The organism is Williamsia sp. Y844, assembly GCF_056786475.1.
On record NZ_JBXCJB010000003.1, the window covers coordinates 132,659 to 151,509 of the forward strand.

Sequence of the window (18,851 nt, forward strand, 5' to 3'; positions counted from 1 at the left end):
ATGTTCGACTCCCTCTCAGGCCGGTTGGCCGGTGTCCTTACCGATCTGCGCGGCAAGGGCAAGCTGTCCGATGCCGATATAGATCGCACCTGTCGCGAGATCCGTCTCGCGCTTCTCGAGGCAGACGTGGCGCTGCCCGTCGTCCGCGGCTTCATCAGCCGGATCAAGGAACGGGCCAAGGGCGCCGAGGTGTCCGGGGCGCTGAATCCGGCGCAGCAAGTCGTCAAGATCGTCAATGAGGAGCTTGTCGGCATCCTCGGCGGCGAGACCCGACGGATCCAGTTCGCCAAGACCCCGCCGACCGTGATCATGCTCGCGGGCCTGCAGGGCGCCGGTAAGACGACGCTCGCCGGGAAGCTGGCCGCGTGGCTCAAGAAGCAGGGGCACACGCCCATGCTCGTGGCCTGTGACCTCCAGCGTCCCGGTGCCGTCAGTCAGTTGCAGATCGTCGGTGAGCGTGCAGGCGTGCCGGTGTACGCACCCCATCCGGGGCAGAACGTCGGTGGTACCGGGGAGCTCGGTGTCTCGGGTCATGATGGCGCCGAGAGCCTTGCCGAGCCGATCGAGGTCGCCAAAGGCGGTGTCGCCGAAGCCAAATCGAAGCTGCACGATGTTGTGATCATCGATACCGCGGGTCGCCTCGGTATCGACGAGGAACTGATGCGCCAGGCCAGGGGGATCCGCGATGCGGTGAATCCCGATGAGGTGCTGTTCGTGCTCGACGCCATGATCGGTCAAGACGCCGTTGCCACCGCCGAGGCGTTTGCCGAAGGTGTCGACTTCACCGGTGTGGTGCTCACCAAACTCGACGGCGACGCCCGTGGTGGCGCCGCCCTGTCGGTCCGGGAGATGACCGGCCGTCCCATCATGTTCGCGTCGACGGGCGAGAAGCTCGACGAATTCGATGTCTTCCATCCCGACCGGATGTCGAGCCGCATCCTCGGTATGGGCGACGTGCTCAGCCTCATCGAGTCGGCGGAGCAGCACTGGGATGTGCAGCAGGCCGAGGACGCGGCGAACAAGATCAGTCAGGGTGAGCTGACGCTCGAGGATTTTCTCGAGCAGATGCTGATGATCCGCAAGATGGGCCCGATCGGGAACCTGCTCGGCATGCTGCCGGGTGCGGGCCAGATGAAGGATGCGCTTTCCCAGGTCGACGACAAGCAACTCGACAAGGTGCAGGCCATCATTCGTGGCATGACGCCTGCCGAACGCGACAACCCCAAGATCATCAACGGATCTCGCCGGGCCCGCATCGCGAACGGTTCGGGTGTCACGGTCAGCGACGTCAACCAGTTGGTCGATCGCTTCTTCGACGCGCGGAAGATGATGTCGCAGATGGCAGGCCGCATGGGTATGCCCGGCGCCAACCGCAAGGTGAATCGCAAAAAGGGCGGCAAGAAGGGCAAGAAGGGCGGTCGCGGACCGACGCAGCCGAAGGTGCGGGGCGGTTTCCCTGGCGGCATGCCCGGTGGAATGCCTGCCGGCTTCCCTGATCTGTCGAACATGCCCGCCGGGCTCGATCAGCTTCCGCCCGGGCTCGAGGGTATCGACGTCAGCCAGTTCCAGCGGCCCAAGAAGAAGTAGTCGGCACCACACCTATGGTGCAGTCGCGGTTGCACTTTCGTGGTCGTGCCGTCGGGACCGGGGAACCGATCGAGTTCTGGGTTTCCGACGGGGTGATCTCGTACGAGTCGGTGCCGGGCGCGGTCACGGTGACCGATGGTGGCTGGATCATGCCGGGTCTGGTGGATGCCCACAATCATGTGGGTATCGCACCGGGGCTGGGCGTGACCATCGAGCAGGCCCGCGCATTCGCCTACGCGGATGTCCGGGCGGGCGCGACGCTCATCCGTGAGGTCGGTTCTCCGCTGGACACGCACCCGCTCGACGCCGATTCCAAGTGTCCGCAGTTCATCCGGGCCGGCAAGCACATCGCCCGTCCCAAGCGTTACCTACGCGACTACGGCGTCGACCTCGACGACGTCACCGATCTGCCTGCCGAGGTGGCCAGACAGGTGGATGCCGGGGACGGCTGGGTCAAGCTCGTGGGGGACTGGATCGACCGCGACACCGGGGATCTGGCACCGCTGTGGCCGGAGGATGTGCTTCGCGAGGCGATCTCGGTTGCGCACGATCGTGGTGCCAAGGTGACCGCACACGTTTTCGGCACCGAAGCGTTGTACGGGCTGATCGCGGCCGGTATCGACTGCATCGAACACGGTACCGGCCTCAACGACGAACTCATCGCGGTGATGGCGGAGCAGCGGATCGGGCTGGTGCCCACCATGATCCAGGTGGAGAACTTCCCGTCGATCGCGGACGGCGCGGACCGGTTCCCGGCGTACCAGAAACACATGCGCAAGCTCTACGCCGATGCGCCTGCCACATTTGCCGGTGCGGTCGCCGCCGGAGTCGACATCTATGCCGGAACCGACGCCGGTGGATTCGTGGAACACGGTCGGATCGTCGACGAGGTGGTGGCACTGGCCGACATCGGTCTCGGCGCGCGGGCCGCCCTCGACGCCGCCTGCGGCTCGGCGCGGCGATGGCTCGGAGTCGGAACACTCGACGCAGGCGACCGCGCGGACGTCCTTGTGCTGTCAGGTGATCCGATCGCAGATCTCACGGTGCTGCGGTCGCCGGAGACCATCGTCTGCGGCGGCAACGTCATCTGAGCTGCGTTCACGAACGCGTCCGCACGTGGGCCCGTTCACCCTGTGCGCCGAAGAGGTTGAGGACCTCGGCAGGTTCTGTCCCCAGGGCGCCGACCCAGTGGGGTACGTGGGTGTCGAACTCGACCACTTCTCCCGGCATCAACTCGAGGTCCCGGTCTCCGAGGATCAGTCGAACCCGTCCCGACAGGACATACAACCATTCGTAACCCTCATGGGTCTTGAGTTCGGGGTCTCGGACGTCCTGCGGCGGCATGATCTGCTTGAACGCCTGCACACCACCCGCACGCTTGGAAAGTGGGATGAACGTGCGGCCATGACGGTTGATCGGCCGAAGATGTATGCGAGGGTCGCCGGTCGGGGGTGCGCCGACGAGTTCGTCGAGGGGTATCGAGTACGCCTTGGCCAACGGCAGCAACAGTTCGAGTGTGGGTTTGCGGCCGCCTGATTCGAGTCGCGACAAGGTGCTCTCGGAGATGCCGGTGGTCGCGGACAAGTCGGAGAGTGTGATGTCGCGGTCCCGGCGTAGCTCGCGCAGTCGTGGTCCGACTGCGCTCAGGGCCTGATTCAAGTCGTCGTCCATATCTGAAGAGTCTGCCAAAAATTGCCGAAATGGCAAACAAACTTGCTGGAACCTACGAGGGGAGTGCACGGTGGGGACATGACTGATGAGATGCAGAGTGATTACGACGTGGTGGTGGTCGGCGGTGGTGCCGCGGGTTTGAGTGGGGCGCTGATGCTGGGAAGGTCTCGGCGATCGGTCCTGGTCATCGACTCCGGGGCACCGCGCAACGCACCGGCGGCCGGGGTGCACGGATTCCTCACCAGAGACGGGATCGCACCGGCCGAACTCCTCGAGATCGGCCGCGACGAGGTCCGCCGATACGGCGTCGACCTGGCCACCGCCGAGGTCGTCTCGGTGGACGGCGCGCTCGACGCCGGCTTCGTGGTCACTGTCTCCGACGGGCGGACGGTTGGCGCGCGCCGACTCCTGCTGACCACAGGGTTGATCGACGAACTGCCTGACATTCCGGGTCTGCGCGAACGATGGGGCAAAGACCTGCTGCACTGCCCCTACTGCCATGGCTGGGAGGTACGTGATCAGGCCATCGGCGTTCTCGCGAGAAACGCCTGGGCGGTTCATCAGGCACAGATGTTCCGCCAGTTGAGCCAGGACGTGACGCTCTTCCTCAATGACGCGCTGACCTTGTCCGGCGAGGATGCCGCCGCGCTGTCGGCTCGAGGGATCAAGGTCGTGGAAGGCGCGGTCGTCGCGGTTGAGTCACGCGATGACAAACTCACCGGTGTCCGGCTCGCGGGTGGGACGTTCGTGGAGCGGGAAGCACTGACGGTGATGCCGAGATTTGTCGCCCGCGCGGGATACCTCGACGACCTCGGACTCGAATCGGTTGCCCACCCCATGGGTGTGGGTGAGCACATCCCCGCAGACGAGAACGGTGTGACGTCAGTCCCGGGAGTCTGGGTGGCCGGGAACATCACCAACCTGATGGCACAGGTGTCGGGGGCGGCTGCAGCCGGGGCGATGGCGGGCGCCCAGGTCAACGCCGATCTCATCGCGGAGGAAGTCCGGTCGGCCATCGACGGCGGGCAGGGCCGGTCGGAGACGGCGTGATTTCAGTTCAGGGGCCCGACTCTGGCAGAATGATCAGCTGGTTCGCCGGACCCGGCTCAACACCGACCGGCGGTCACGCCACACGAACAGCAAAACCGGGCGTTTCAATTCCGAAACGTCGCCGAATTGCACTGTGACCATAGAAGGAAGTAACTCGTGTCTGTCAAGATCAAGCTCACCCGCCTCGGCAAGATCCGCAATCCCCAGTACCGCATCGTCGTCGCCGACGCGCGTACCCGCCGCAACGGCCGGGCGATCGAGACCATCGGTCGTTACCACCCCAAGGAAGAGCCTTCGCTGATCGAGATCGACACAGAGCGCGCGCAGTACTGGTTGAGTGTCGGCGCACAGCCGACCGAGCCTGTCGCCGCACTCCTGAAGATCACCGGTGACTGGCAGAAGTACAAGGGCCTGCCGGGCACCGAGGGCACCCTGCGCGTTGCCGAGCCGAAGCCGTCGAAGCTGGATCTGTTCAACGCTGCGCTCGCCGCTGCCGACAATGCACCCGCCGCAGAGGCAACCACCCCGAAGAAGAAGGCCGCCAAGAAGGCCGACAGCAGCGCCGACGAGGCTGCAGCCGAGGCTCCCGCTTCTGAGGCAACCGACAAGTGAGTGTCGTTGTCGCTGACGCAGTCGAACATCTCGTTCGCGGCATCGTTGCCTTCCCGGATGACGTGCGCGTTGAGCTCGTCACCGGTCGGCGCGGACGTTTTGTCGAGGTTCACGTGAACCCGGAGGATCTGGGTAAGGTCATCGGCCGTAACGGCCGTACGGCCACCGCGTTGCGCACGCTTGTCACCGGTATCGGTGGCCGGGGTGTGCGGGTCGACATCGTCGACACCGATCGCTGATCGGTACAAGACACATGGATCTGGTTGTCGGCCGCGTTGCCAAAACGCACGGCGTGCGCGGTGAATTGGTGGTCGACGTCCGGACTGATGTACCCGGCGAACGCTTTGCCGTCGGCAGCGTCCTTCGTGGACGCAAGTCGACCGGCAAGAACACGTTTGTCGAGAACAACTACACGGTGACGGCCGCCCGGAATCATTCCGGGCGGCTGTTGCTGACCTTGGCGGAGGTTGTTGACCGCGATACGGCCTCCGATATGCGGGGGACGCTCTTCCTCATCGACTCGGATGATGTCTCCTCCGGTGACGACCCCGACGAGTTCTATGATCATGAGCTCCAGGGGGCCCCGGTCCGGACCGTGTCCGGCGACGATGTCGGTGTTGTCACCGACGTTCTTCACATGCCCGGCGGCGATCTGCTCTCGGTCAAAACGACTGACGGCCGTGAAATCCTCATCCCGTTCGTGACGGCGATCGTCCCCACGGTGAGTCCCGATCTCATTGAGATCGATCCCCCTGACGGCCTGCTGGATCCAGAGTGACCGAGGGGTCTGCGCAGGCGGGGACGCCACAACCGGCCCTTCGGATCGGCGTCGTCTCGATCTTCCCCGAGTACCTCGAGCCGATGCGAATGGCATTGCTCGGCAAGGCAATTGACCGAGGCATACTCGCGCTCGACACATACAACCTCCGCGACTGGACCCACGACGTGCATCGGGCTGTCGACGATTCGCCCTATGGCGGCGGTCCCGGGATGGTCATGAAACCCACGGTGTGGGGCCCATGCCTGGACGAGGTCTGTCCCGATGATGCCCTGCTGGTGGTGCCGACGCCGGCCGGAGTCCCGTTCACCCAGGAGACGGCGCACGCCTGGAGCAAAGAACGTCATATCGTCTTTGCCTGCGGCCGCTACGAGGGCATCGACCAACGGGTCATCGATGATGCAGCCAAACGTGTTCGGGTCCAAGAAGTTTCGATCGGCGACTTCGTACTCATCGGTGGCGAGGTGGCCGTGATGGCCATGGTGGAGGCCACCGTCCGGCTGATCGACGGGGTTCTGGGCAACGCGAACTCGCATCAGCAGGATTCGTTCTCTGACGGATTGCTCGAAGGACCGAGCTACACCCGGCCACCGTCGTGGCGGGGTCTGGACGTACCGCCGGTCTTGCTCAGTGGCGATCACGCCAAACAGGAGCGCTGGCGCCGCGAGCAGTCCATCGAACGTACCCGCGCCCGTCGTCCCGATCTGCTGCCACCTGATCTGCTGCCACCCGACCCGACGGCGTCCGGCGCGGGTTAGGATCTCCGCACACCATTGGGGGGGTGGCGATGAGTACCGAATCGGCAAGGACAGTGGCGGTCAGCAAGCGGGCATGGGACTCCCTGCTCGATGAAGTCGACCGACAGCGCGCACAACTGCGCGATGTCGAAGAACAACTGCGCACGATGACCGTCGAGGCGACCTCGACGGATCGGCTCGTCACAGTATTCATCAATGCGCGCGGCGCCTTGATCGACCTGCATCTGGAACCCCTTGCGCTGCGCCGCTATCGCGCCGACCAGTTGTCGTCGCTGATCTGTGAACTCACCGCGCGAGCAGATGGCGAACTCGCCAACCAACGGAACCAGCTGATCGAGCAGATCGTCGAAAACCCTGGACCGCACTATCGGGATCTCGATGAGGTCGCCGCGCGGGAGGAGGCGTGATGGACGAGCGAGCCGGCAGTGACCTGCTTGTCGACGATGCGGCACTGACCGCTGCGGTACACCGGCTTGCCCCGCTGGTCGGGGAGGTCGATGCGATCCTGGCAGAGGTCGATGTGATCATCGGTGATCTCCGGCGCGACTGCTCCGGCCACCACACCGGTTCCGCTTTCGATTCTGCCCAGACCGCCGCGGCCCGCGTGACCGAGGCGGAACTGCGTGCGGTCCGGTCAGCCGTCCTTGCCTTCAGTGACAACCTCACTCGCGTTTCCGTCGAGTTCGGCGACGTCGACACCGCGGCTGCCACCGCGCTCGGAACCCGGCAATGCTGAGTGACCCGGTCGCCGAACTATTGGAAAAGCTCTGGCCGACAACAGATCCGGGTCGAGTGAACCTCGCCGCGGAACGGTTTTCGGCGTTGGCGCGGCGCCTGTCGGACGTGCAGGTTGTCCTCGGCGGTACGGCCCGTGAGATCGCGGCGACCGGTGACGGACATGCCGTGATCGCGATGGCGGAGCAGGCCCGTCGCATCGTCGACGTCGACCTGACCACCGTGATCGACCGTCTCGCCCAACATTCGGCCACCACGCGCGCCTACGGTGATGCGGTCGCCGAGACGCAGGAACGGCTCACCGTTGTTGCGGCGATCGCCGATCGAGACGTGCTGGCGGGTCAGGTTGTCGCGACCGCGTCCGGCGACACCACCAGACTGTCGGGTGCGCATGACGCTGCGACCCGGGTGATGACCGCGGCTGCCGGACAACTCGACTGGCGAACCCGAGAGATCACCGACGATCTGTCATCAAAGAGTGATTCCGAACGCGGCGAAAACCAGTCGGGGGGCGGGGGAGCGCCGATGATGGCCCCGATGGGTGGCGCCATGGCCGGTGCGATGGCAGGCGCGATGGCGCACGCCCGCGGCGCGGACCACCGATCTGACCTCGACGTCGCCGACGCTGATCTGGCGATGCTGCGCTCACGTGCAGCACACCTGGCCGCCGTCCAGCCACCGGAGGTGGCGCCGTGGATTCGGATGGCGGTCGGCCTCGGCGTGGCCGGCGACGGCCGCCACGTCGTGGTGGTCGGGACCAGTGAATTGGGTGGATACCTACGTCCGGGTACGGCGTTGGAATCACACGAGATCGCCGTCGGCGATGGGCGAGCACCCGAACTCGCGATCATGAGCTATTTCGCCGACCGCGACATCGAGCCGTTGGCAGTCTGTGCCGCCACGCCGCCACCTGCCGAGGTCGCCGCCGAGATCGCCGATAGCGGAGCCCAGAATCTCCGCATCGACGACGGCGGCGACGAGGACTCCGGGCAATGACAGCGCACCGCATCGATGTGCTCGGATCAGGCGTCGCGGCTCTGGTCGATCGTGTCGAACCGCGACAGGTGAGTCGGGCCGGCCTGCTCCTGACCGTGACCGCACTCGATGCCGCAGCGGTGCCGACCGATGGCGTGATCACGGCTGTATTGACCGATTGGCGGGCCAATCGTCCGGTCGGTCCGGCACACCGACTGTCTGTCGGATCGATGCGAGCCCGACTGGACGGGGCTGCGTTGTCGGCCGGGCATGCGGGGCGGATGCCGGAATACCGGGCGGAGTTCAGCCGGGCGCGTGCCGTCGCGGCACTCGAGTTCGGGATCGCCAACACAGGGCGCGATGGCCTGCGGGAACTCGTCTGCGAGGCGTGTGCCGCGACCGGTTCGACCGTTTTGGTCGCAAATGTCCTTCGCGATCACATTGGGGGATAACCTCTTCGAATGGCCCACTGGTTCCAGGAGAACATCGTCGACAACGGGCGACTACCGCTCTTCGTGGCGTATGTCGGGTTCATTCTGGGCTTTCTCGGGATCCGGATCAGTGTCCGGCTGATCCGCGCCGAGGTCAGCTGGTGGTTCAACAACGTGACACCGGGTGGGATGCACATTCACCACGTCGTGTTCGGGACCGTGCTCACGATGATCTCGGGCCTGGGCCTGATCGCGATGTCGATCAACGGTTCGCAGGTTGTGCTGTCGATCTTCGCCGGCCTGTTCGGAATCGGGGCGGCGCTGGTCCTCGACGAGTTCGCGCTCATCTTCTATCTGAGAGATGTGTACTGGGCTGAAGAAGGCCGGGCCTCGATCGATGCGGTATTCGTTGCCCTCGCCGTCATGGGCCTGTTGCTGATGGGCTTTCGCCCGTTCGAGATCGACGACGCCGACACCGGCGATGTGGTGTCGTTGGTGGCGTTGGGCGTCTCGCTGTCGATTGTCGCGGCGCTCACCGGCATCGTTCTGCTCAAGGGCAAGATCTGGACCGGGTTGATCGGGCTGTTCATCTTCCCCCTTCTGATCGTCGGATCGATCCGTTTGGCGCGTCCGACATCCCCGTGGGCGCGGTGGCGTTACACAAAGCGCGAGAAGAAGATGGCTGCGGCGGTTCGCCGTGAACGCCGCATTCGGCGCCCGCTGATCCGGGCCAAGATCTTCATGCAGGACCTGATGGCCGGAAAACCGGACGTCGCGCACGCCAAGGCCGGGGCCGAGGCCGAACTCGATGTCGTTGTCCACGCCGCGCCTGCACCAGGGGAGTCCGGCGAGTTGGTGTTGACCAAGACGATTTCTCAAGGGCGGGGTCCTTCTGGCACAATTGACCAGTTGCCGATCGACGGTCAGACGCCAGGTTCTCCTGTTCGCTGATCTGTGGCGGCGACCAAACGAATCAGAGCACGAACCAGTCGAGCCGCAAGGCCGCTAGGTTCCTCTGCTCACGCCAATAGGATTGGAACCGACAGTATGAACACTCTGGATTTCTTGGACAACAGGTCCCTGCGCGACGACATCCCCGACTTCCGTCCGGGTGACACCCTCAACGTTCACGTGAAGGTGATCGAGGGCTCGAAAGAACGCGTTCAGGTCTTCAAGGGTGTTGTCATCCGCCGTCAGGGTGGTGGCGTCCGCGAAACCTTCACGGTTCGCAAGGTGTCTTTCGGTGTCGGCGTCGAGCGGACCTTCCCGGTTCACAGCCCGAACCTGGCCAAGCTCGAGATCCTGACCCGCGGCGATGTCCGTCGTGCGAAGCTCTACTACCTCCGCGACCTGCGTGGCAAGGCCGCGAAGATCAAAGAAAAGCGCTGACACACTAGGCTTGCGGCGTGGTCGACACCCCCCGCACTCCTGACGGTTCGAATCCCTACGGAAACGAACCCGCCAGCGACAGTCCGTTCGAATCGGATGACTCCCCGCGCCCCTGGCGCAGCCTGGACGATGATGATGGCCGCAAGCCCAAGAAAAAGGGTTCTCTGCTCCGCGAAACCGTCATCATCATCGTCTGTGTGCTGCTGCTCACCTGGGTGCTGCAGACATTCATCGGGCGGCAGTATGTGATTCCTTCGGAATCGATGCAGCCAACTCTCACCGGATGCGACGGATGCACCAACGACCGCATCGTGATCGACAAGCTGTCCTACCGCTTCGGTGATCCCGAGCCGGGAGATGTTGTCGTCTTCAAGGCGCCGACATCGTCGTGGGATCTGGGATGGAATTCCCCTCGGTCATCGAACACCTTGGTCCGCGGCACCCAGAACGCGCTGTCGTGGTTCGGCTTTGCGCCGCCCGACGAGAACAATCTGGTCAAGCGTGTGATCGCGGTCGGCGGCCAGCGCATCGAATGCCACAATGCCGATGGCACCGGCGCCAAGGTCGACGGCAAACCATTGGTCGAGCCGTACATCGACCTGGAACTGCAGCGGAAGAACGCAGAGCTCCGGCCTGCGGAACTCCTCGACACCAACGGCGAACTCAACTCGTGCTTCGGCCCCGATTTCGGTCCGCTCGATGTGCCCGAGGGGCAGGTCTGGGTGATGGGTGACAATCGGGGCAATTCCGCCGACTCTCGTTACCACATGGATGACCAGTTGCACGGCATGGTTCCGGTCGATGACATCCGCGGCAAAGTCCGCTTGATCATCTACCCGTTCTCCCGCTTCGGCAGCGTTGAGTCCATCAATCCACAGAAGTAACGATGTCCGCGCCAACGAAGTGGCCACCCCGGGTGGCGATTCGACGAGCGGCCGGGCTGCGCACTTTCGAGGCCGCTCTCAATCGCAGTGGACTCGGGCCGGTGGCCGGGGTCGATGAGGCCGGTCGCGGGGCCTGTGCGGGCCCGCTGGTTGTGGCTGCCTGTGTCCTCAAGCCGACTCAGCTGGTTTCGCTCGCAGGACTTGATGATTCGAAGAAATTGAGCGAGTCGACCCGGGAAAAGCTCTACAAGTCGGTGACCCGTCATGCATTGGCGTGGTCGGCCGTGATCGTCGACGCCGATGAGATCGACCGGATCGGGATCCACGTGGCCAATATCGAGGGCATGCGGCGGGCTGTGGCAGGTTTGCCGGTCAGCCCCGGATACGTGCTCTCCGACGGCTTTGTGGTGCCCGGACTGACCGCTCCCTCACTTCCGGTGATCGGCGGCGACGGGGCTGCGGCCTGCATTGCCGCCGCCAGCATCGTCGCCAAGGTCACCAGGGACCGGATCATGGTCGACATGGATCGTGTGCTTCCCGGGTATGGATTCGCAGTCCACAAGGGCTACAGCACGCAGATGCACATGAGCTGTCTCGACGATCTGGGACCGTCGCAGCAGCATCGGATGTCGTATCGCAACGTGCGAATGCGCGTCCGCGTGCCCTGAATGGTGTCCTCGGTGCCCTGATTGGTGTCCTCGGTGCACAGTCCTGTGGTGGGGGCGCGTTACCCTTACAGGATGAGCGCCGAGGATCTCGAGAAGTATGAAACCGAGATGGAACTGTCCCTGTACCGCGAATACAAGGACATCGTCGGTCAATTCACCTACGTGGTTGAGACCGAACGGCGGTTCTATCTTGCCAATGCGGTGGACATGGTGCCCCGCAATGCCGACGGAGAGGTCTACTTCGAAGTCCGCATGAGCGATGCCTGGGTGTGGGACATGTACCGTCCGGCCCGCTTTGTGAAGCAGGTGCGGGTGATCACGTTCAAGGACGTCAACATCGAAGAACTCGAGAAGCAGGATCTGCGTCTGCCCGAGGATGGGGTTCTGGGCGAATAGTCGGGGGATTCCTCGCACGGCGTCTGCGGGATGTGCTGTCGCACAACGGATGAACTCAGGACGAGATCACCGACCGGGAGCCGTCTGAGACGAGCAACGCCTGATCGTCGGCGAGCAGACGGAGCGTGAATTGCTTGCCGTAGCGGCGGGCGACCTCCTCGATGACCGCGCGACCCGACACGATGCCGTCGGCGTGCGGCACGATGACCTCGTCGATCCAGCCGAGCCCCACGGTCGAGCGCAATCCGCTCGCTTCGGTCGGGTCGTCGAGCAGGCCGAGCGGTTCGATGTCGGCGCCGACAACGCAGGCGCCCGCGCTCGCACCGATATACGGAAGACCTGCACGGACGTGTTCGGTGAGCACGTCGGCGAAGCCGGTGCGCCGCATCGCCGCCAGTAGGTGGAAGACGTTGCCGCCGGAGACGAAAACGGCGTCGACGGAGGTCAGCGCATCCTTGATGTCGGTCGCCGGCATCGTCTCGATGTCGAGTTCGGTCGTTTGCCAGCCCTGACCGCTCAATGTTGCGCGGTCGAAATCCACCCAGCCGCGGTCGGTATAGATCGATGACGCCGTCGGGACGAAACCGATGCGTGCGCCTGGTTTGGTCCGGGGCGTCAGAAATCCGGGGACGGCGTCCAGCCATCGACTGACCAGCAATAGTTCGGCCATGTCACCAGCCTGCCACAACTGCGTCGGACAGTCCGCCCTGAGATCTCCTGTGGCGCAACGGGTGAACTGGGTTGATCGGAAGACCGGCAATATCGCTGTTCAGTGGTGCCGGAGGCGGGATGGGTATCGCAGTTGGTACCCCGCGACTTTGTGATGGATGAAGTCATCGCGGAGACGTAGCTCAAGTAGTCCCGACTTTCCACAGTTCAGTGCTGTGTCCACAGGAGAGGATTCTGTGGTCGGTTTTTAGGTGGTGTGCCGGTGGTGGTCGTCATGGTTGGTCCATGAATCAGTCGGGAGATCATTCGGGTCGCGATGGCGCGAGGCTGTCGCGTCGTGAGGTCGGGCAGTTGGGTGAGGACCTGGCCGTCCGGTTTTTGGAGGACGCGGGCTGGGTGGTGGTGGCGCGCAATTGGCGTTGTCGCTACGGCGAGCTGGATGTGATCGCTGTTGACGGTGTCGCGTTGGTGGTGGTGGAGGTCAAGGCGCGGACGGGGTCGTTGTTCGCTGATGCCGCCGAAGCGGTGTCGTTCGAGAAGTACAAGCGGATGCGGCGGCTGGCGGCGCTGTGGTTGCGTGAGCAGGACCGGGGATGGCCGGTGGTGCGTTTCGACGTGATCGCCGTGCAGTTGAATTCGGCGGACCAGCCGACGTTTTCGCATCTGCGTGGGGTGTTCTGAGGTGAAGCTGGGTCGGGTGAGGTCGGTGGCCCTGAGCGGTGTCGAGGGTGTGGTGGTCGAGATCGAGGCGTCGATCGGCCAGGGGTTGCCGGGGGTGCACCTGGTGGGCTTGGGGGATGCGGCTTTGAAGGAGGCCAAGGATCGGGTGCGGGCGGCGATCACCAACACCGCGGCAGCAAGTAAGGGTTCTGCCGATGAGTCCGGTGGTGGGGTGCAGAAGTGGCCGGAGGGAAGGATCACGTTGGCGTTGTCGCCGGCGACGCTGCCCAAAGCGGGTTCGATCTTTGATCTCGGACTGGCGCTTGCGGTGTTGGCTGCGAACTCCGACAAGCCGTCGGGCTTGTTGGAGAAGTCGGTGTTCATCGGAGAGTTGGCCCTTGATGGGCGGGTGCGGCCGGTGCGGGGTGTATTACCGGCAGTGGTCGCGGCGCGTAAGGCGGGGTTCGCGTATGTGGTTGTGCCGCTGGCGAATGTCGCAGAGGCGACGCTGGTCTCGGGGATCGAGGTTGGTGGGGCGGCACACCTGCGGGAGGTGTTGGGGTGGCTGCGGGGTGCGAATGTGCTGGACACGGTGTGTGAAACGGTGCAGCGCGCGCCGGCGTCGGTGTCTCCGGATCTGTGCGATGTGGTGGGTCAGGATGAGGCGCGGTATGCGATGGAGATCGCGGCCGCCGGTGCCCATCATCTGTTGCTGACGGGTCCGCCGGGGATCGGGAAGACGATGTTGGCGCGTCGGTTGCCGGGGATTCTGCCGCCGTTGGGGGAGTCGGAGGCGTTGGAGGTCACCGCGATCCATTCGATTGCCGGTGGTCTGCCGGAGCATCATCCGTTGGTGACCGAGGCGCCGTTCATTGCGCCACATCATTCGACGACGGTGACGGCGATGATCGGTGGCGGGACGGGGATGGCCAAACCGGGTGCGGTGTCTCGGGCGCATCGGGGAGTTCTCTTTCTGGATGAATGTGCCGAACTCGGGGTGAAGGTGCTCGAAACGCTGCGAACACCGTTGGAAGACGGTGAGGTTCGGGTCGCCCGCCGTGACGGAGTGGCGCGGTTCCCGGCTCGTTTCCAACTCGTCCTGGCCGCAAACCCGTGTCCCTGTGCGCCTGCCAACGATGTGGATTGCGTGTGCTCACCAACGGCCCGCCGCCGCTATCTGGGGAAGTTGTCCGGCCCGCTGATGGACCGGGTGGACATCAGGGTCCGGATGGATCCGCCAGGCAACGCCGCGCTGACCGCCGGCGCCGCTGAAACGAGCGCCGAGGTCCGTGAGCGGGTGATCGCCGCCCGCGGCGCGGCCCGGGAACGCTGGCGGGGACAGGGGTGGCAGACGAACTCGGAAGTACCCGGTTCGGTGCTGCGGCGAGGGGAGTTCCGACTGCCGCCAGACGTGACCCGTCCGATCGAACTGTTCCTGCGCGACGGTCGCATCACCGCCCGAGGGGCCGACCGCGCTTTGAGACTTGCTTGGACGCTCGCCGATCTGGCAGGCGCCGGCGAGCCGTCGGAAGACCATGTGGCACAGGCACTGATGTTCCGTGACCGCGGATACAACTGAGGGGGAGTAGTGCTCGACGAACACGAACGGCGGGACTGGGCATATCTTGCCGCCGTTGCCGAACCGCCCAGCGCGGCGCTGCGTGCATTGATTGCCGATGTCGGGGTGAGCGAGACGGCAAAGGCCGTTGCCACCCGGGTGGTCCCGCCAAAGCACGCCGAGGTGCTTCGGCTGACCGAAGCGCGGTTCGGCGTCAACACCGCTGCTGCAGACCTCGAGGCGGCGGCGCGACTCGGTGGCCGGTTGGTGACACCGGACGACACCGAATGGCCGGGTTGGCAACTGTTGACCCTGAGCAACGCCGACACGGCCACGAAAGGCGGAGAACCGCTGGCCTTGTGGGTGCGAGGACCAGTCCGACTCGACGAGGCCGTCGACCGATCGATCGCAATCGTGGGGTCGCGGGCGGCGTCGGGGTACGGCGAGCATGTCACCGGACTGATGTCGAATGGGCTGGCCGCCGAGAGCTGGACGGTGGTGTCGGGCGGTGCGTACGGGATCGACGGCGTTGCGCACCGCAATGCGCTTGCCTCCGGAGGTGTCACCATCGCGGTACTGGCCTGCGGCATCGACCACGACTATCCGTCGGGACATGCCCGATTGTTGTCCGAGATCGCCCGCACCGGACTGGTGATGAGTGAGTACGCGCCCGGCACCACGGCAGCGAAACATCGATTCCTCACCCGGAACCGGTTGGTGGCCGCCATGTCGTCGGCGGTCGTTGTGGTGGAGGCCGGCCACCGGAGCGGTGCCGCGAACACCGCGGCCTGGGCCCGCAAGCTCGGGATACCGCTGGGCGCTGTACCCGGTCCGGTCACCTCGGCGACGTCGGTGGGTTGCCACCGGATGATCGCCGACGGTGTTGCACAGCTGGTGACCGACTCGCGTGACGTACTACGTCTGGCGCAACCGGAAGGTGCAGATGCCGTTGCGCCAGAGGCCGGTCCGCTCGGCCGCCGCACCGACAATCTCGATGCCGACCAGTTGCGGGTCTACGACGCCGTTCCGGCTTCCGGATCCCTGACGATCGGTGAGATCTCGTTTGCGTGCGGACTCGATGTGCGGCAGGTCCGATCGGCGCTGGCGGTCCTCGAGGCCCGAGGAATGCTCAACACCAACGGTTCGGGCTGGAGGTTGGCTCGGGATGGGTGACGTGCAGATCTCACGGTGTCTTCGGGACGCCGGTGACCTTGCCGATGATGAAGTCGGAAAGCCTGGTCGGCAACAATCCGACCAGTGGTGCCTGCACCTTGTTCGCAGTGCCGACCACATACCGGGCACGCGGCCGTTTGTCGGTGAGCGCGGCTTCGATCGAGGCCGCCACCAGATCGGCAGGCACCGCAGCCTTCTGAGATGTCGCGATCGTCTTGCGATAGCCGTTGATGTGTTTGGTGTACAGGTGCCGGTTCGCATCCGAGAGTTCGGTGAGGCTGCTGTCAAGAGTGGACTCGGCGTCGCGCCAGATGTCTGTATCGGTCTGGCCGGGTTCGATCAGAACAACCCGAACATTCCACGGCCGCAACTCGATTCGCAGCGCATCTGCCAGCCCTTCGAGAGCGAACTTGGATGCGTTGTATGCCCCGGTCATCGGTGTTGCGATCCGGCCGCTGACCGACGACACGAAAATGACCCGACCCTGGGCTGCCCGCAGTCGCGGCAGAACGGTCTGCGTCACCGCATGCTGACCGACTACGTTCACCTCCAACTGGTGGCGTAGTTGCTCCGGTGAAATGGTCTCGACCGGACCGCCCACAACGATTCCGGCGTTGTTGACAACGGCATCGAGACGGTCGGGTAACACGTCGTGCAGTGCGCGGATCTGCTCACCATCGGTGACGTCGAGTGTGACCGGCGTGATCCGATCCGGCGATGCGCTCTTCAGATCAAGGCCCGCCGCCTCGTCGCGAACTCCGGCAAGCACGTCCCACCCCGACGCCGCGAGCCGTAGGGACGTTGCGCGTCCGATTCCGCGGGACGCTCCGGTGATCAGGATCGTTGGCATAGAAAGACCGTAGCGGTGGGCAGGTGTGATCCGCACTACTTAGGGTTACCTATTTTCAGGTACGGTGGATCGGGTGGCTGGAGCCGACCCCGACGAAGATCGTCGGCCCACCCGCCATCGACGAGAGGACGTATGCGTGGCGAAGCGCGAAAACACGATGACGGTTCAGCGAACCGAACAGCTCACACCCCATCTGGTACGGGTGTACCTCGGGGGCGCCGGATTCGACGACTTCCAGGCGAACGATGACACCGACATGTACATCAAGTTCATGTTTCCGGCAGAGGAAGCGGAGGCCACCAAACCTCGCGGACTGCAACGGATTCGAGCCAAGCTTCAAGGTGATGAGCCGACGATCCTGCGCACCTACACGGTTCGGCGGGTCGATGCCGCCGCACGTGAGATCGCGGTGGACTTCGTTGTCCACGGCGACGAGGGCATCGCAGGTCCCTGGGCGGCTGCGGCCCAACCCGGCGAGGAGATCCGTTTTGTGGGTCCCGGCAGCGGCTACCGCCCGAAAGCCGACGTCGACTGGCACCTGTTGGCCGCGGACGAAGCGGGACTCCCGGCGCTGGCAGCAGCCCTCGAGGCCATGCCCGACGGAACCGTCGTGAAGGCATTCATCGAGGTCGCCGGACCCGAAGACGAAGTCGACCTGGTTGCCCCCGACACCGCCGAGATCGTCTGGCTGCACCGTGGCGTCGGCTCCGATGCGATCACCGATGAGGTCGGTGGGGCCAATGCCCCGATCGTCGCTGCCGTCCGGGACGCCGAGTGGCTGCCCGGTTCGGTACAGGTCTTCATCCATGGTGAAGCCGAGGTCGTAATGCAGAACCTGCGCGGATACATCCGCAAAGAACGCGGAGTGCCGGCAGGCAATGCCTCGATCAGTGGCTACTGGCGGCGTGGGCACACCGAAGAGGGCTTCCGTCAGTGGAAAGCGAGCCAACGAACTCTCGAAAGCGCCGGCTAGCGACATCCCGATCCCGATGATGTGCGGTTATGGCGAGCATTTGCCCAGGTCGGCATAACCAAAACAGCACATTATCGGGGTGTGGGGTGTGGCGGCTTGCGGCCGTCGGCCCAGATCGGTTGGCTGAGTGGGTGAGCGCATCGATCATCGAGGACTACAAGAGCTATCTGCAGCTCGAATGCGGGCACAGCGAGCACACCGTGCGTGCCTATCTCGGAGACATCCGCTCGCTCATCAGCTTTGCCGGTGTCCGCGGTCTGGCGCCCTCGGCGATCGACCTGGCAACCCTGCGGGCGTGGCTGGCCGCCCACAGCAAAGGCGGCGCCGCCCGGACAACCATTGCGCGACAGGCCTCATCGGCCAAGCGATTCACCGCATGGGCCACCCGCGAAGGCATCCTGGGTGTCGACCCCGGCACCCGTCTGCAGGCACCCAAGGCGCACCGCACATTGCCCGGCGTCCTGAGTGCCGACCAGGCCAGAGTCGCACTGACCCCGGCGGCACCTGACCACGATCCCGAAGATCCGATCGCGCAACGCGATCAGCTCATCGTGGAGTTGTTGTATGCCACCGGTATTCGCGTCGGTGAACTCTGTGGCCTCGACGTCCACGACATCGACCGTTCTCGCAACGTGCTGCGTGTCATCGGTAAGGGCAACAAAGAACGAACGGTGCCCTTCGGTACCCCGGCCGCCGCCGCCATCGATCGGTGGCTGCGAGTGGGCCGCCCGGCGCTGGCTCAACCAAAGGCCGGTCACGCGTTGTTGGTCGGGTCAAAAGGTGGACGACTAGATCAGCGGATGGCCCGGACCGTCGTCCACAAAGTGCTGGGAGCTCTGCCCGACGCACCAGATCTCGGCCCGCACGGGTTGCGGCACAGTGCCGCCACGCACCTGTTGGAAGGCGGCGCCGACCTGCGGGTCGTGCAAGAACTACTCGGTCACGCCAGCCTTGCGACCACACAGCTCTATACGCACGTCAGCGTCGAACGCCTGCGAAAAGTCCATGACCAGGCGCATCCGAGAGCGTAAGGC

At 64.6% G+C, this 18,851-nt stretch carries 24 protein-coding genes; 21 read left to right on the forward strand and 3 right to left on the reverse strand.

The window, feature by feature from the left end:
* Together ffh and AC1TQG_RS17395 are read left to right on the forward strand one after the other, a co-directional pair.
* The gene (gene ffh, locus AC1TQG_RS17390) at positions 1 to 1,587 is read left to right on the forward strand and encodes a signal recognition particle protein (RefSeq protein WP_482138991.1); all 1,587 of its coding nucleotides are present in this window, start codon (positions 1 to 3) and stop codon (positions 1,585 to 1,587) included.
* Positions 1,588 to 1,601: 14 nt separating this feature from the next.
* Entirely contained in the window at positions 1,602 to 2,678 is a 1,077-nt protein-coding gene (locus tag AC1TQG_RS17395; protein ID WP_482138993.1) for an amidohydrolase family protein, read from the forward strand.
* 7 nt (positions 2,679 to 2,685) lie between these two features.
* On the opposite strand, the gene AC1TQG_RS17400 is transcribed toward AC1TQG_RS17395, so the two are convergent.
* Complete coding sequence (locus AC1TQG_RS17400; RefSeq protein WP_482138995.1) at positions 2,686 to 3,258, reverse strand: helix-turn-helix domain-containing protein; 573 nt, start codon at positions 3,256 to 3,258, stop codon at positions 2,686 to 2,688.
* Between the two features lie 78 nt (positions 3,259 to 3,336).
* On the opposite strand from AC1TQG_RS17400, the gene AC1TQG_RS17405 reads away from it, so the two are divergent.
* The 14 genes from AC1TQG_RS17405 (at position 3,337) to AC1TQG_RS17470 (ending at position 11,934) form a co-directional block, all read left to right on the forward strand.
* Entirely contained in the window at positions 3,337 to 4,308 is a 972-nt protein-coding gene (locus AC1TQG_RS17405; RefSeq protein ID WP_482138997.1) for an NAD(P)/FAD-dependent oxidoreductase, read from the forward strand.
* 156 nt (positions 4,309 to 4,464) lie between these two features.
* Positions 4,465 to 4,920 carry a 30S ribosomal protein S16 gene (gene rpsP / locus AC1TQG_RS17410; protein WP_482138999.1) on the forward strand — a complete coding sequence of 152 codons (456 nt, stop codon included), beginning with the start codon at positions 4,465 to 4,467 and terminating at the stop codon, positions 4,918 to 4,920.
* A complete protein-coding gene (locus tag AC1TQG_RS17415; protein WP_482139001.1) occupies positions 4,917 to 5,159 on the forward strand; it encodes an RNA-binding protein in 243 nt (80 codons plus the stop codon). The genes rpsP and AC1TQG_RS17415 overlap by 4 nt, the downstream gene beginning before the upstream one ends.
* A gap of 14 nt (positions 5,160 to 5,173) precedes the next feature.
* On the forward strand, positions 5,174 to 5,698 hold the full coding sequence (gene rimM / locus AC1TQG_RS17420; protein ID WP_482139003.1) for a ribosome maturation factor RimM: 525 nt from the start codon (positions 5,174 to 5,176) through the stop codon (positions 5,696 to 5,698).
* Positions 5,695 to 6,456: a tRNA (guanosine(37)-N1)-methyltransferase TrmD gene (trmD, locus tag AC1TQG_RS17425; RefSeq protein ID WP_482139005.1), complete on the forward strand. Its 762-nt coding sequence runs from the start codon at positions 5,695 to 5,697 to the stop codon at positions 6,454 to 6,456. The genes rimM and trmD overlap by 4 nt, the downstream gene beginning before the upstream one ends.
* A 29-nt stretch (positions 6,457 to 6,485) precedes the next feature.
* The gene (locus AC1TQG_RS17430) at positions 6,486 to 6,863 is read left to right on the forward strand and encodes a YbaB/EbfC family nucleoid-associated protein (RefSeq protein ID WP_482139007.1); all 378 of its coding nucleotides are present in this window, start codon (positions 6,486 to 6,488) and stop codon (positions 6,861 to 6,863) included.
* Positions 6,863 to 7,192, forward strand: coding sequence for a hypothetical protein (locus tag AC1TQG_RS17435; protein WP_482139009.1), 330 nt, complete (start codon positions 6,863 to 6,865; stop codon positions 7,190 to 7,192). The genes AC1TQG_RS17430 and AC1TQG_RS17435 overlap by 1 nt, the downstream gene beginning before the upstream one ends.
* Positions 7,186 to 8,187, forward strand: a complete 1,002-nt coding sequence (locus AC1TQG_RS17440) for a hypothetical protein (protein ID WP_482139011.1) — start codon at positions 7,186 to 7,188, stop codon at positions 8,185 to 8,187. Before AC1TQG_RS17435 ends, AC1TQG_RS17440 begins: the two co-directional genes overlap by 7 nt.
* Positions 8,184 to 8,618, forward strand: coding sequence for a hypothetical protein (locus tag AC1TQG_RS17445; protein ID WP_482139013.1), 435 nt, complete (start codon positions 8,184 to 8,186; stop codon positions 8,616 to 8,618). The genes AC1TQG_RS17440 and AC1TQG_RS17445 overlap by 4 nt, the downstream gene beginning before the upstream one ends.
* 9 nt (positions 8,619 to 8,627) lie before the next feature.
* Positions 8,628 to 9,548: a hypothetical protein gene (locus tag AC1TQG_RS17450; protein ID WP_482139015.1), complete on the forward strand. Its 921-nt coding sequence runs from the start codon at positions 8,628 to 8,630 to the stop codon at positions 9,546 to 9,548.
* A 96-nt stretch (positions 9,549 to 9,644) separates the two neighbouring features.
* On the forward strand, positions 9,645 to 9,986 hold the full coding sequence (gene rplS / locus AC1TQG_RS17455) for a 50S ribosomal protein L19 (protein ID WP_482139017.1): 342 nt from the start codon (positions 9,645 to 9,647) through the stop codon (positions 9,984 to 9,986).
* A 17-nt stretch (positions 9,987 to 10,003) separates the two neighbouring features.
* Positions 10,004 to 10,870 carry a signal peptidase I gene (lepB, locus tag AC1TQG_RS17460; RefSeq protein ID WP_482139019.1) on the forward strand — a complete coding sequence of 289 codons (867 nt, stop codon included), beginning with the start codon at positions 10,004 to 10,006 and terminating at the stop codon, positions 10,868 to 10,870.
* 2 nt (positions 10,871 to 10,872) lie between these two features.
* Positions 10,873 to 11,538, forward strand: coding sequence for a ribonuclease HII (locus tag AC1TQG_RS17465; RefSeq protein ID WP_482139020.1), 666 nt, complete (start codon positions 10,873 to 10,875; stop codon positions 11,536 to 11,538).
* Between the two features lie 72 nt (positions 11,539 to 11,610).
* The gene (locus AC1TQG_RS17470) at positions 11,611 to 11,934 is read left to right on the forward strand and encodes a DUF2469 domain-containing protein (protein ID WP_482139022.1); all 324 of its coding nucleotides are present in this window, start codon (positions 11,611 to 11,613) and stop codon (positions 11,932 to 11,934) included.
* 55 nt (positions 11,935 to 11,989) lie between these two features.
* Here the strand turns inward: AC1TQG_RS17470 and AC1TQG_RS17475 are convergent, their stop codons facing one another.
* Positions 11,990 to 12,604, reverse strand: coding sequence for a Type 1 glutamine amidotransferase-like domain-containing protein (locus tag AC1TQG_RS17475; protein WP_482139023.1), 615 nt, complete (start codon positions 12,602 to 12,604; stop codon positions 11,990 to 11,992).
* Positions 12,605 to 12,888: 284 nt separating this feature from the next.
* Here AC1TQG_RS17475 and AC1TQG_RS17480 point away from each other — a divergent pair, with 284 nt between their 5' ends.
* Genes AC1TQG_RS17480 through dprA form a run of 3 tightly spaced genes read left to right on the forward strand, consistent with a single transcriptional unit; the run spans position 12,889 to position 15,994 of the window.
* Entirely contained in the window at positions 12,889 to 13,284 is a 396-nt protein-coding gene (locus AC1TQG_RS17480; RefSeq protein ID WP_482139025.1) for a YraN family protein, read from the forward strand.
* Between the two features lies 1 nt (position 13,285).
* Positions 13,286 to 14,842: a YifB family Mg chelatase-like AAA ATPase gene (locus AC1TQG_RS17485; RefSeq protein ID WP_482139027.1), complete on the forward strand. Its 1,557-nt coding sequence runs from the start codon at positions 13,286 to 13,288 to the stop codon at positions 14,840 to 14,842.
* A 9-nt stretch (positions 14,843 to 14,851) separates the two neighbouring features.
* The gene (gene dprA / locus AC1TQG_RS17490) at positions 14,852 to 15,994 is read left to right on the forward strand and encodes a DNA-processing protein DprA (protein WP_482139029.1); all 1,143 of its coding nucleotides are present in this window, start codon (positions 14,852 to 14,854) and stop codon (positions 15,992 to 15,994) included.
* 10 nt (positions 15,995 to 16,004) lie between these two features.
* Here dprA and AC1TQG_RS17495 read toward each other — a convergent pair whose 3' ends face one another.
* Complete coding sequence (locus AC1TQG_RS17495; RefSeq protein ID WP_482139031.1) at positions 16,005 to 16,844, reverse strand: SDR family oxidoreductase; 840 nt, start codon at positions 16,842 to 16,844, stop codon at positions 16,005 to 16,007.
* A 136-nt stretch (positions 16,845 to 16,980) separates the two neighbouring features.
* Between AC1TQG_RS17495 and AC1TQG_RS17500 the strand changes: the two genes are divergently transcribed.
* Together AC1TQG_RS17500 and AC1TQG_RS17505 are read left to right on the forward strand one after the other, a co-directional pair.
* Complete coding sequence (locus tag AC1TQG_RS17500; RefSeq protein ID WP_482139032.1) at positions 16,981 to 17,817, forward strand: siderophore-interacting protein; 837 nt, start codon at positions 16,981 to 16,983, stop codon at positions 17,815 to 17,817.
* A gap of 131 nt (positions 17,818 to 17,948) precedes the next feature.
* The gene (locus AC1TQG_RS17505) at positions 17,949 to 18,848 is read left to right on the forward strand and encodes a tyrosine recombinase XerC (RefSeq protein WP_482139034.1); all 900 of its coding nucleotides are present in this window, start codon (positions 17,949 to 17,951) and stop codon (positions 18,846 to 18,848) included.
* The last annotated feature ends 3 nt before the right edge of the window (positions 18,849 to 18,851 follow it).